General features: G+C 67.8%; 11 protein-coding genes. 10 read left to right on the top strand and 1 reads right to left on the bottom strand.

What is annotated here, in order from left to right; translation table 11 throughout:
- Positions 1-22 precede the first annotated feature (22 nt).
- The 3 genes from ABT392_RS15890 to ABT392_RS15880 are packed head-to-tail and all read left to right on the top strand — an operon-like array spanning position 23 to position 5127.
- Positions 23-1399 (top strand): glycoside hydrolase family 47 protein, encoded by a 1377-nt coding sequence (locus ABT392_RS15890; protein WP_464970819.1) that lies wholly within the window; start codon positions 23-25, stop codon positions 1397-1399.
- An 18-nt stretch (positions 1400-1417) separates the two neighbouring features.
- Complete coding sequence (locus ABT392_RS15885; protein ID WP_395385319.1) at positions 1418-3838, top strand: GH92 family glycosyl hydrolase; 2421 nt, start codon at positions 1418-1420, stop codon at positions 3836-3838.
- 38 nt (positions 3839-3876) lie between these two features.
- A complete protein-coding gene (locus ABT392_RS15880; RefSeq protein WP_395385320.1) occupies positions 3877-5127 on the top strand; it encodes a sugar MFS transporter in 1251 nt (416 codons plus the stop codon).
- Here the strand turns inward: ABT392_RS15880 and ABT392_RS15875 are convergent.
- A complete protein-coding gene (locus ABT392_RS15875) occupies positions 5124-5678 on the bottom strand; it encodes a DUF2878 domain-containing protein (RefSeq protein WP_395385321.1) in 555 nt (184 codons plus the stop codon). The genes ABT392_RS15880 and ABT392_RS15875 overlap by 4 nt on opposite strands.
- 49 nt (positions 5679-5727) lie before the next feature.
- Between ABT392_RS15875 and ABT392_RS15870 the strand changes: the two genes are divergently transcribed.
- From ABT392_RS15870 to ABT392_RS15840, 7 genes are all read left to right on the top strand, one after another.
- The gene (locus ABT392_RS15870) at positions 5728-6342 is read left to right on the top strand and encodes a lipocalin family protein (RefSeq protein ID WP_395385322.1); all 615 of its coding nucleotides are present in this window, start codon (positions 5728-5730) and stop codon (positions 6340-6342) included.
- Between the two features lie 9 nt (positions 6343-6351).
- Positions 6352-6531, top strand: a complete 180-nt coding sequence (locus ABT392_RS15865) for a DUF2256 domain-containing protein (protein WP_334278320.1) — start codon at positions 6352-6354, stop codon at positions 6529-6531.
- Positions 6524-8131: a cryptochrome/photolyase family protein gene (locus ABT392_RS15860; RefSeq protein WP_395385323.1), complete on the top strand. Its 1608-nt coding sequence runs from the start codon at positions 6524-6526 to the stop codon at positions 8129-8131. The genes ABT392_RS15865 and ABT392_RS15860 overlap by 8 nt, the downstream gene beginning before the upstream one ends.
- 192 nt (positions 8132-8323) lie before the next feature.
- On the top strand, positions 8324-9589 hold the full coding sequence (locus ABT392_RS15855) for an efflux RND transporter periplasmic adaptor subunit (RefSeq protein ID WP_395385324.1): 1266 nt from the start codon (positions 8324-8326) through the stop codon (positions 9587-9589).
- A 2-nt stretch (positions 9590-9591) separates the two neighbouring features.
- Positions 9592-10287, top strand: coding sequence for an ABC transporter ATP-binding protein (locus ABT392_RS15850; protein ID WP_334278317.1), 696 nt, complete (start codon positions 9592-9594; stop codon positions 10285-10287).
- A gap of 11 nt (positions 10288-10298) precedes the next feature.
- The gene (locus ABT392_RS15845; RefSeq protein WP_334278316.1) at positions 10299-11468 is read left to right on the top strand and encodes an ABC transporter permease; all 1170 of its coding nucleotides are present in this window, start codon (positions 10299-10301) and stop codon (positions 11466-11468) included.
- A gap of 2 nt (positions 11469-11470) precedes the next feature.
- Positions 11471-12787 (top strand): ABC transporter permease, encoded by a 1317-nt coding sequence (locus ABT392_RS15840; RefSeq protein WP_395385325.1) that lies wholly within the window; start codon positions 11471-11473, stop codon positions 12785-12787.
- The last annotated feature ends 16 nt before the right edge of the window (positions 12788-12803 follow it).

Here is a 12803-nt window from a genome sequence, read left to right as displayed (position 1 = left end):
GATTTCGTTCGCCCCTGTCCGCATGGTCATGAAGGGCCTGTGCGCCGCGCTCGTCGCCTTGCTGCCAACTTTGTCGCAGGCCGTCACACCGACGCTGAAGCCGGTCACCGAAGCCGAGGCCGCCGTGCTGGCCCAGCGCGTGAAGGAAGCAACCCGCCACGCCTGGCAGGGCTACAAGCAATACGCCTGGGGCCACGACGCCCTGAAGCCCCTGAGCAAGAAGCCGCATGACTGGTATGCCAAGTCGCTCCTGATGACGCCGGTGGATGCGCTGGACACCTTGATCCTGATGGGCCTGAAGGAGGAGGCCGACGAGGCGCGCGAGCTGATCGCCAGCCAGCTGTCCTTCGACCACGACATGCCGGTGCAGAACTTCGAGATCACGATCCGCCTGCTCGGCGGCCTGCTCTCGGCCTACCAGCTCACGGGCGACGCTCGCCTGCTGGCCAAGGCCGAAGACCTGGGCCAGCGATTGCTGCCGGTCTTCGAGTCGCCCACAGGCCTGCCCTACACGCATGTGAACCTGCGCACCGGCAAGGTCAGCGGCAAGGTCAGCAACCCGGCCGAGACCGGCACGCTCGTGCTCGAGTTCGGTCTGCTGAGCCAGCTGACAGGCAACAGCGTCTACTTCGACAAGGCCAAGCGCGCGCTGGTGCAAACCTACCGCCGTGCCTCGCCGCAGGGCCTGGTGGGCTCGGCCATCAATGTCGAGACCGGCAAATGGGAGCGCACCGATGCCCACATCGGCGGCGGCATCGACTCCTACTACGAGTACCTCTACAAATGCTGGCGCCTGTTCGGCGACAAGGACTGCAAGGCCATGTGGGACCACAGCATTGCCGGCGTCAACAAGGTGTTGGGCGAGGAGGTGAAGAGCGGCTTCTGGTATGGACACGCCGACATGAACACCGGCAAGCGCCTGAAGTCGCAGTACGGCGCACTCGATGCCTTCATGCCGGCCCTGCTGGCGCTGGGCGGCGACCTGCCGCGGGCGCGCAAGCTGCAGGAGTCGGGCCTCGCCATGTGGCGCCTGCATGGCATCGAGCCGGAAGCCATGGACTACAAGACCATGAAGCTGCTGTCGCCCGAATACGCGCTGCGGCCCGAGATCATCGAGTCGGCCTACTACCTGCACCACTACACCGGCGACGCTCGCTACCGCGCCATGGGCCGCGAGTTCTTCGAGGACTTCGTTCGCCACACACGCACCGAAGCGGGTTTTGCGGCGCTGAAGGACGTGCGCACGAAGGCGAAGGAAGACTCGATGGAGAGCTTCGTCTTCGCCGAGACATTCAAGTATTTCTACCTGCTGTTTGCGCCCAAGAGCACGCTGGACTTCGACGCGGTGACCTTCAACACCGAAGCCCATCCGATGCGCCTGCCGGCGCCCAAGCGCTGAACGACGGAGAACTCCTAGATGAAAGAAATCACCCGCCGCCTGCGCTGGGTCAGCCTGCTCGTGGCCATCGCGCTGCAGGCCCAGACGGGCTTCGCTGCCGACACCATGCCGGTCAACACCTTCATCGGCACGCAGGACGACGGCAACACTTTTCCCGGTGCCTCGGCGCCGTTCGGCATGATCCAGGTCAGCCCCACCGGCGAGCACTATGCCGGCTGGCGCTACAACGACACGCGCATCCGCGGCTTCGGCCATTCCTATCTGTCCGGCGCCGGCTGCTGGGAGCAGGGCGGGCAGCTCTCGGTGCTGCCGGTCACCGGCCGCATCGGGCCCGGTGGTGAGTTCGACACGGGCAAGGCTGCCAGCTTCGACCACAAGCGCTACGCCGCCGAATACAAGCATGAAGGCGAGGTCGGCCAGGCCGGCTACTACAAGGTGCACTTGACGAGCTACGGCGGCATCACCGCCGAGGCCACGGCGCTGACGCGCGCCGCGGCCGAGCGCTACACCTTCGCCGCCGGCACGGCCAGCGGCCATCTGCTGCTGAATCTTGGCCAGGCGAATGAGCGCCATTCGGTGGTCGGCAGTGAAGTGCGCGTACTGGATGAGCGCAGCGTCGAAGGCCGCATCACCACCAAGAGCTTCTGTGGCGGCGCGCAGTACACGACCTGGTTCCGCATGGTCTTTGACCAGCCCTTCACGGCCCACGGCATCTGGGACGACCGTGGCGGCTGGCCCGGCGCGAAAGGCCCCAGCCAGCAGGGCGAGGCGCGGCCGCATGGTGTGTGGCTGACGTTCGATCTGAAGAACGGTGCGGCGGTGACGGCCGTCAGCGCGATTTCGCATGTGGACGCCGAAGGTGCCCGCATCAACCTGCAGGCCGAGGGCATGGTGGGCAAGCAGGCGCTGAGCTTCGATGCGATGCGTGCGCAAGCGCAGGCCGTCTGGCAGCGCGAGCTGGGCAGCGTGCGCATCGAAGGCGGCAGTACCGACGACCGCACGGTCTTCTACACGGCGCTCTATCACGCACTGCTGCAGCCGCTGACCGGCAACGACGCGGACGGCCGCTATCGCGGCTATGACGACCGGGTCCACCAGGCCAAGGGCTGGACCTATTACGAGTTCTTCTCGCTGTGGGACACCTACCGCACGCAGAACCAGTTGCTGGCCCTGCTGCGCCCTGAGCGCTCGCGCGACATCGCCAACTCGGTCTTGAAGATCCGCGAGCAGAGCGGCTGGCTGCCGCGCTGGGGCTATGCCAACTTCGAGACCAACATCATGACGGGCGACCCGGTCACGCCCTTTCTCGTCGACCTATGGCGCTTCGGTGCGCTCAAGGGCCGCGAGCACGAGGCCTACGCGGCCCTGCGCGAGAACGCATTCGCTGTGCCCGCGCATCGCCTGCGCGCCGGTGGCCGGTCGGGCAACGCGAGCTATCTGAGCCAGGGATTCGTTCAGTACGACCGGTCGTTCCCGGCCAAGGGCATGGACGTCGATCCGCACCATGGGGCCTCGGCCACGCTGGAGTATTCGCTGTCCGATGGCGCGCTGGCATTGATGGCCCAGGCGCTGGGCAAGACCCGGGACGCGCAGGTGCTGGGCGAGCGCGCCTTGAACTGGCGCCGCCTGTGGGACGAGACCGTGGTGGACAAGGCCGCCGATCAGCGCGGCTTCCCGCGCCCGCGCTTGGGGGATGGCAGCTGGTTCAAGGACGTGGACGGCAGCTACGACCCGCGCTCCGAGCGTGGCTTCCACGAGGGCACGGCCTGGCAGTACCAGTGGCTGGTGCGCCAGGATGTGCCGGGCCTCGTCGCGGCCATGGGCGGCCAGGCCCAGGCGGCGCGGCGCCTGGACCAGTTCTTCGACCATGACGCGCTGCTGGCCGACCCGGCGTCCGCCGTGCGCAAGTCCTGGGTCGTCGGGCCCTACAGCTACTACAGCCAGTTCCGCTACAACCCGAACAACGAGCCCGACCTGCATGCGCCCTGGGTCTACACGCTGATCGGCCAGCCCTGGAAGACCACCACCGTGCTGCGCGCGGCCGAAACCCTGTTCGGCAATGCGCCCAACGGCGTGACCGGCAACGACGACCTGGGCACGATGTCGGCCTGGTACCTGTTCAGCGCGCTGGGCCTGTACCCGGACATGCCGGGCAGTGGCCGATTCCTCCTGCACGCGCCGCGCTTTGCCCGCGCCGAGATAGACCTCGGCAAGGGCCGCACGCTGCGCATCGAGGCGCCTGAGGCCAAGCCGGGCGAGCGCCGCTTCGTGCAGTCGGCCAGCTTTGGTGGCCGTGCGCTGGAGCGGGTGTGGCTGGACTGGGAGCAGCTGCAGTCGGCCGGCGCGCTGACGTTCAAGCTCGGCGCCCAGCCGGACACGCAAGGCTGGGGCACACGCGCCCGTGAGCTGCCACAGCCACCCGCAGGCATCGCGCGCTGAAGAACAAACCAACAAACCAAGAGATCCCCGGAGACAGCATGGCCCATATGGCAATCAAGACCGCGCCTGCCGCAGAGCAGGACGCGGCAGGCGGAGCGCACGCCGGCAACAGCAGCAGCGCCCTCGTCATCGTCACGATCCTGTTCTTCATGTGGGGCCTGATCACCTCGCTGAACGACGTCCTGATACCGCATCTGAAGGCGATCTACACGCTGACCTATGTGCAGGCGATGCTGGTGCAGTTCTGCTTCTTCGGCGCCTACTTCATCGTCTCGCTGCCGGCGGGTGCCTTGATACGCCGCATCGGCTACCAGAAGGGCGCCGTGGCGGGGCTGCTCATCGCGGCCCTGGGCTGCGCGCTGTTCTATCCGGCGTCGATGGGCGGCTATGGACTGTTCCTGCTGGCCTTCTTCGTGCTGGCCTCGGGCATCACCGTGTTGCAGGTCGCCGCCAACCCCTACGTGACGGTGCTGGGCCCGGCGCGCACGGCCTCGAGCCGGCTGACGCTGACCCAGGCTTTCAACTCGCTGGGCACCACCATAGGCCCGGCCGTGGGCGGCATGCTGATCCTCTCGACCATGACCGCAGCTGATGCGGCCACCGTGCGTGGCCCCTACCTGGCGCTGGCCGGCGCACTGGCACTGCTGGCGGTCTTGTTCCTGGCCGCCAAGCTGCCGCAAATCGCTGGCAGCGAGTCGGCGGCTATGGCTGCCAAGGCTGAAGGCTCGGCCCTTGCACATCGCCACCTGCTGCTGGGCGCCATCGGCATCTTTCTGTACGTGGGCGCCGAGGTCAGCATCGGCAGCTTCCTGGTCAACTTCCTCGGCGAGTCGCACATCGCCGGTCTGTCGCACGCCGATGCAGCCGGCTACGTCAGCGTCTATTGGGGTGGTGCCATGGTGGGCCGCTTCATCGGCTTTGTCGTGATGCGGGCGGTGAGCCCCGGCAAGACGCTGGCCTTCAATTCGCTCGTGGCGATCGCGCTGGTGCTGGCAGCCTGTTTCGGCACGGGCACGGTGGCGATGTGGGCCATCCTGGCCGTGGGCCTGTGCAACTCCATCATGTTCCCGACCATTTTCAGCATGGCGCTCCACGGTCTGGGCCGGCACACCGGCCAGGGCTCGGGCATCCTGTGCATGGCCATCGTCGGTGGCGCGCTGGTGCCTTTCGCGCAGGGGGCGCTGGCCGACTCACTGGGCGTGCAGCTGTCCTTCCTGCTGCCGGCCGCCTGCTACGCGTTCATCCTCTATTTCGGATTCAAGTACGCGAATCTGTACGCGGATCGCTAGGCGCCCGGCGCTGCCTTGAGGCGCCCGGCGGCCCAGCGGGCCGACTCGGTCAAGAGCGGCGTCATGACCGCCCAGCCCAGGGCGAGCACACCCAGCGCCAGGCCCACGTCGGGCAGCCGGCCTGCACCCAGCCGTATCGCGCCCAGGTAGGACAGGGCGCCCGACACCGCCCCCACCGCGGCGGCCAGCCACCAGCGGCCGTGCAGCCATTGCAGGGCCTCGCGCAAGTTCACGCCCAGCAGGGCCCAGAGCGCCAGGATCCAGGCCGGCGCCAGGCCATCGATCGGCCCGGCGGCGGCGTACTCCACGACGCCCAGGCGCAGCATCGCCGTGTCCCACAGCAGGCCCATCAGGATGGCCAGCGCGACCAGTAGGGCGTCCTGCCGCACCGCGCCGCCGGTGCCCAGTTGCACACCCACCACCCCCACGACGGCCGCCACGCCCAGCCAGGGCTGGCCGTTGGCAACGCCCAGGATGCAGGCGAACCAGGCTGCCTGGAAGGCGATGAACACGAGGGCAAGGCGCAAGGCCGGGCGAAGGCGCAGGGGCATGGTTTGTCGATGGAGTGATCCGGCGCATTGTGAATGCCGTAGGAAGACCATGCACAAGCCCAGCTCTTCCGGCCATTCCTCCCCGACCCAGGCCCGGGCCCCGCGCCGCCTTCGCGACTTCGGCCGGCAGGCGCTGGCCGCCTTCGCCCTGGCATTCGCCGCACCACTGCTCCAGGCCGGGAGCGGCGCGCCGCTGGAGACGGTGCCCGCCGTCGACCTGGGCCGCTACACCGGTACCTGGTACGAGATTGCCCTGCTGCCCAACCGATTCGAGCGCCAGTGCGTCTCGGACACCCAGGCCCGCTACACCGTGGACGGCGATGCCATCCAGGTGCTCAACCGCTGCCGCAAGGCCGACGGCCGCATCGACGAGGCCCGTGGGCGCGCCAAGATCGTCCCGGGCAGCGGCAACGCCAAGCTGCGCGTGAGCTTCTTCTGGCCCTTCTATGGCGACTACTGGGTGCTCGCGCTGGACGAGGCCTACAGCGAGGTGCTGGTCGGAGAGCCGGGGCGCAAGTACGCGTGGATCCTCGCGCGCCAGCCCGACCTGCCCGAGGCACGCGTGCAGGCCTTGCTCGAACGGGCGGCGGCCCTGGGATTTCCGGCGCAGCAGTTCAAGCGTGTGGCGCATCCGCAGCCGCTGGAGGCGGCCGGCTCGCAGTGAGCTGTTGGGATGAAGACCGCTCAACACCGTGGCAACAAGCAGTCGTTGCCCAGCAAACCCTGCCAGCATTGCGGCCTGCCCATGAGCTGGCGCAAGGCCTGGGCGCGCAACTGGGAGCAGGTGCGCTATTGCTCGGACGCCTGTCGCCGCGGCCGGCGTAGCGCTCAAGCGCCTGCCGCCGATGGCTGAGCGGCTGCGCCGTCTGGTGCTCGTGCTGGGGGACCAGCTCGACGCGACAGCGTCTGCCTTCGACGACTTTGATCCGTGCCGGGACGCCGTGTGGATGGCCGAGGTGCGCGAGGAGTCCACCAATGTGTGGTCCAGCCGCATTCGGATCGCGCTGTTCCTGGCCGCCATGCGCCATTTCGCCACGACACTGCGCGAACTCGGGCGGCCGCTGCACTACGTGAAGCTGGACGAGCCCGGCAACGCCGGCAGCCTGGCCGCCGAACTGCGCCGGGCCGTGCAGCGGCTGCGGCCGGAGTGCCTGGTCATGTCCGCACCCGGCGACTGGCGCGTGCTGGACGCGCTGCGCGCCGAGGCGGCTCGGCTCGGCCTGCCGCTGGAGGTGCGGGAAGACCGCCACTTCTTCTGCACGGTGCGCGAGTTTGCCCAGCATGCGCGGGGGCGCAAGACACTGCGCATGGAGCATTTCTACCGCGAGCAGCGCCAGAGCCACGGCGTGCTGATGGACGGAGCCGTGCCGGTCGGTGGTCGCTGGAACCTGGACGCCGAGAACCGCGAGGCCTTTGGTCCCCACGGTCCTGGCCCGGTACCGGCACCTGTGCATTTCGAGCCTGATGCAGTGACTCGGGAGGTGCTCGCCCTGGTGGCGCGCGAGTTCCCGGATCATCCCGGAGAACTGGGCAGCTTCACCTGGCCGGTGACGCGGGCACAGGCGCTGATCTTGCTCGACCGCTTCATGCAGCATCGGCTGCCCGACTTTGGTCGCTGGCAGGATGCCCTGTGGCCGGACGAGCCGGTGCTGTGGCATTCGCAGCTCTCGGCGGCGATGAACTTGAGACTGCTGCAACCCAGGGAGGTTGTGGCCGCTGCCGAAGCCCGTTGGCGCGCAGGTGGCGTGCCGCTGGCAAGCGCCGAGGGCTTCATCCGCCAGGTGCTGGGCTGGCGGGAGTTCGTGCGCGGGGTCTACTGGACGCGCATGCCGGGCCTGGCAGCGGCCAACGCCCTGGCCGCGCACGAGCCGCTGCCAGCCTTCTACTGGACCGGAAAGACCGATCTGCCCTGTCTCGCCGATGCGCTCGGGCAAACACTGCGAACCGGCTATGCCCACCACATCCAGCGCCTGATGGTGACCGGGCTGTTCGGCTTGCTGCTGGGCGTGGAGCCGGCTCAGATGCATGCCTGGTACCTGGCCGTCTACGTGGATGCAGTCGAATGGGTCGAGCTGCCCAATACGCTGTGCATGAGTCAGTTCGCCGACGGCGGCGGCATCACGAGCAAGCCCTATGTGGCCAGCGGCCGATACATCGAGCGCATGAGCAGCAGTCGCTTTTGCGCGCAATGCCGCCATGCGCCAGGTCAGCGCACGGGGCCGGCGGCTTGCCCATTCACCACGCTCTACTGGGACTTCCTGCAGCACCACCGCGAGCGCTTTCGGCGCCATCCGCGGCTGGGCGCCCAGGTCCGCCACCTGGACCGCATGTCGCCGGCCGACGTGGCGGCCGTGCAAGCCCAGGCCGAGGCGCTGCGCGCGCGCAACCGCCAGGCCCATGACCTCGCGGGGGCGGCGGGCGAGCGCCCCGACACGGCCGGGCTGTTCGACTGAAAGTACCGCCTTGTCGAAATGGACCCCTCCCGTTCGTCGAGGGGATGACGGGCCTGGTTTTCTGGCCTTGAAGACAGCGCTGGCGGAGCCTTGCTGGGCCTGGAGGCCCTGCTACGATCCGCCAGCTTTTGGTCCCCGCTGGCCGATGGGCAATGCCCGTGTTGGAGCGCCAGGCCGGGTCGATCAAGCCATGTGAACCTCACCAGCAAGGAGCCGAACATCGACACCGGACTGCTCAAGGAACTGCGCATCGACGGTGCGCAACGGGAAGATCACGACGGCGGCCCGCCCAAATGGGTCTGGGGCCTGGTCGTCGGGCTGGTGCTGCTGGCGTCGCTCGGCGCCGCAGCCTGGTGGTATCTGGCGGGCAACAAGCCCGTGGCGGTGCAGACCCTCAGTGTCCGCGCCAATGGCCAGGGCCCCTCGGCCGACGTCGTGCTCCAGGCCACGGGCTATGTGACGGCACGGCGCTCCGCCACCGTCTCGGCCCAGATCACCGGCACGCTCACCGAGGTGCTGATCGACGAAGGCTTTCGCGTCAGGAAGGGGCAAGTCCTGGCCCGCCTGGACGACAGCGGCCTGAAGGCGTCGCTGGCGGCCGCCGAGGCGCAAGCACGCAGCGCGCTGGCGGGTGTTGCTCAACAGCGAGCGCAGCTGGCGCAGGCAGAAGCCGACGCGCGCCGCCAGGCTGAACTGCTGGCCCAAGGCATGACGACCCGCCAGAGCCAGGAGCAGACGGCCACGGCCGTGAAGGCCCATGCCGCCCAGCTTGATGCCGCGCAGCGCCAGGCCGAAGCCGCGCAAGCCCAGGTGGTGCAGGCGAAGGTGGCTTTTGATTACGCCACCGTGCGCGCACCGTTTGACGGCATCGTCACCGCGCGCGCCGCCCAGGTCGGCGAGATCATCTCGCCGCTGTCGGCCGGCGGCGGTTTCACCCGCACCGGCGTGGGCACCATCGTGGACATGGATTCGCTCGAAGTGGGCGTGGACGTGAACGAGGCCTACATCGCGCAGGTCAAGGCCAACATGCCTTGCGAAGCCGTGCTCGACGCCTATCCGGACTGGAAGATCCCGGCCCATGTGGTGACCGTGATCCCGAGTGCAGACCGCGGCAAGGCGACCGTCAAGGTGCGCGTGGCGCTCGACCAGAAGGACGAGCGCGTGGTGCCCGACATGGGCGTGCGCGTCAGCTTCCTGGCTGCCAAGGACAAGGCAAAGGCGCAAGCCGCGCCGGTGCCCGGCGTACTGCTGCCGCCCGAGGCGCTGGTGCAGCGCGAAGGCGCCAACACGGTGTTCGTGGTGGCCGATGGCAAGGCGCAGCAGCGCACGGTCAAGCTGGGTGCCGATGTCGGCAAGTTCCGCCTGGTCACCGAAGGCTTGAAGGCGGGCGAGGTGGTGGTCACCACGCCGCAGCCTGAGCTGAAGAATGGTTCCAACGTCGTGATGAACAAGGACTGACGATGAGCACTCTGATCGAGATCCGCGACCTCTCCAAGACCTACACCCGCGGCAAGCAGAAGGTGGAGGTGCTGCACGGCGTCAACCTCGACGTGGCTCAGGGCGACTTCCTCGCGCTGATGGGCCCCTCGGGCTCGGGCAAGACCACCTTGCTGAATTTGATGGGTGGGCTCGATGCGCCCAGCGGCGGCTCGATCACCGTGGCCGGCGAGCGCATCGACAAGTTCAGCGGCGCCCAGCTCGCCAAGTGGCGGGCCGCCAAGGTCGGCTTCGTGTTCCAGTTCTACAACCTGATGCCCACGCTGTCGGCGCAGAAGAACGTGGAGCTGCCGCTCCTGCTCACCAAGCTCTCGGCCTCAGAGCGCAAGAAGCGTGCTTCCATCGCCTTGCAGCTCGTGGGCCTGGCCGACCGTGCCAGCCACAAGCCGACCGAGCTCTCGGGCGGCCAGCAGCAGCGCGTGTCGATTGCGCGGGCCATCGTCTCCGACCCGACGCTGCTGGTCTGCGACGAGCCGACCGGTGACCTGGACCGCCAATCCGCCGAAGACGTGCTGACCCTGCTGCAGGTGCTCAACCGCGAGCACGGCAAGACCATTGTGATGGTCACGCACGACCCCAAGGCCGCCACGCGGGCGAGCCACACGCTGCACCTCGACAAGGGCACGCTCGTGACCGAGGCTGACGCGGCCACCGCCTGAAGGGGATCGCGATGAAATACCTCCACCTCATCTGGGCGGCCCTGTTCCGGCGCAAGCTGCGGACCTTCCTGACGCTCGTCTCCATCATCACGGCTTTCCTCCTGTTCGGCCTCCTGGACGCGGTGCGCGTCGGCTTCGACCAGGCGGGCCAGAGTGCCAATGGCGCCACGCGGCTGCAGACCGGCTCCAAGCTCAGCTTCATCCAGCTGCTGCCGATGTCGCTCAGCAACCGCATCACGCAGGTGGACGGCGTCAAGGACACCACCTACGCCAACTGGTTTGGCGGCGCCTACCAAGACCCGCACAACCAGGTCTTCAGCTTCGCGGTGGCGCCCAATTACCTAGACATCTATCCAGAGATGGAAGTGTCGGCCGAGCATCGCAAGGCCTTCGCAGAAACCAGGACCGGCGCCATCGTCGGCGAGGGCCTGGCCAAGCGCTTCGGCTGGAAGGTGGGCGACACGATACCGATGCAGTCGACGATCTTTCCGGACAAGTCGGGCAGCCTGAACTGGAGCTTCAAGATCGTCGGCCTGATCCATGTGTCGGACAAGAAGAGCGGCGGCTGGTACGACCAGATGTTCCTCCTGCGCTGGGACTATTTCGATGAAACGACGCCCTACAACCGCGGCCAGGCCGGCTGGTATGTGACGCGGGTGAAGGACGTGAACCAGGCCGACCGCGTGGCCAAGGCCATCGATGCAATCTCGGCCAACTCCGACCATGAAACCCGTACGCTGACCGAGCAGGCCGCCACGGCCGCCTGGATGAAGCAGCTGGCCGACATCAACCTGATCGTCACCTCCATCATGGGGGCCGTGTTCTTCACGCTCCTGCTCTTGTCGGGCAACACGATGATGCAGGCGGTGCGCGAACGCACGAACGAGATCGCGGTGCTGAAGACGCTGGGCTTCTCGGGCGAAAGCGTGCTCGCGATGGTGCTGGCCGAGTCGATGCTCCTGCTGCTGCTGGGCGGCATCGTCGGCCTGGGCTTGGCCAGTGTGATCGGACCCGCCGTGGGCGCGGCCAGCGGCGGCACGCTCAATCTGCCGGCTGCGGGTGCAGCGAGCTGGGCCATCGGTGTGGGCTTGATGCTGGTCTTCGGTCTCATCGTCGGTGCGCTGCCGGCCTTGCGAGCGATGCGCCTCAACATCACCGACGCATTGGCCGGGAGGGCATGAGCATGAAATTCCTCAAAAACTTCGGCCTCGTCCTGCTCACGGGCCTCGTGCTTGCCGGCTGGGTGATGCTGCCTTGGCAAGGTGTTCTCGCCCTGCTGGTGCTGCTGCTGATGTGGCTGTTCCTTTTGCGCAGTGGCACGCAGGCGCGTTCGGTGGCCTCGGTGGGCATCAGCACCCTGAGCCAGCGCATGGGATCCTCGGCCGTCATCGTCGTCGGCATTGCCGGCGTGGTGGGCGTGGTGGTGGCCTTGCTGGCAATGGCCGAAGGCTATGCGCAGACCTTGCGCAACTCGGGCAGCCTGGACACCGCCATCGTGCTGCGCGGCGCATCGGCGGCCGAGGTGGCCTCGAACCTGAGCCGCGAAGACCTGGTGCAGATCGGCCAGGCCGCCGGCATCGCGCGTGGCGAGAAGGGCGAGCCGCTGATGTCGGCCGAGACGGTGGTGGCGGCCAACCTGCCGGTCAAGGGCAGCAAGACCGGCGACGAAGGCAGCGCCCAGGTGCGCGGTGTCAGCGACGAGGCCTTCATCGTTCGGCCGCACCTGAAGATCGTCGAAGGAAAGCGCTTCCAGCCCGGCCTGCGCGAGCTGGTGGTCGGCAAGGGCGCCGTGCGCCAGTTCACCGGACTGACGGTGGGCAGCACGATCAAGCTCGGCAACCAGCCCTGGACCGTGGTCGGCGTGTTCGCCTCCGGCGATGCAATGGAGTCGGAACTCTGGGCCGATGCCAATGTGGTGAACGATGCCTACCAGCGCGGTAGTGGCCGCAACTCGGCCACCGTGAAGCTGACGAGCGCGGATGCCTTCAAGGGCTTCAAGGATGCGCTGGCCGCCAACCCGCAATTGAGGGTCGATGCCAACACGACGCTGGACTTCTTCGCCAAGCAGTCGGAGCAGATGACCAAGATGCTGCGCATCATCGGGATCACCGTCGGCGCCATCATGGCCGTTGGCGCCGTGTTCGGTGCGCTGAACACGATGTTTGCGGCCGTGGCTGCACGTGCCCGCGAGATCGCCACCTTGCGCGCCATCGGCTTCCGCGGCCTGCCGGTTGTGGTGGCGGTGATGCTGGAGACCATGCTGCTGGCGCTGATCGGTGGCGTCATCGGCGGCGTGATCGCCTGGGCGATGTTCAACGGCTTCGAAGCGTCCACGATGGCGGCCGGCTCGGTCGGCAAGCTGAGCTTCAACCTGAGCGTCTCGCCCGGCCTCTTGTGGGAAGGCATCAAGTGGGCCTTGGCCATCGGCTTCATCGGCGGCCTGTTCCCGGCGGTGCGCGCGGCGAGCTTGCCGGTGACGGCGGCCTTGCGGGAACTGTGAGCCAAAGCCGGCTTCG

The sequence above is a fragment of the Paucibacter sp. JuS9 genome (assembly GCF_044043925.2).
Classification (GTDB): domain Bacteria; phylum Pseudomonadota; class Gammaproteobacteria; order Burkholderiales; family Burkholderiaceae_C; genus JAUASW01.
Note: the sequence above shows the minus strand (reverse complement) of the source record. Positions and strands in the feature narration are given on the sequence as shown.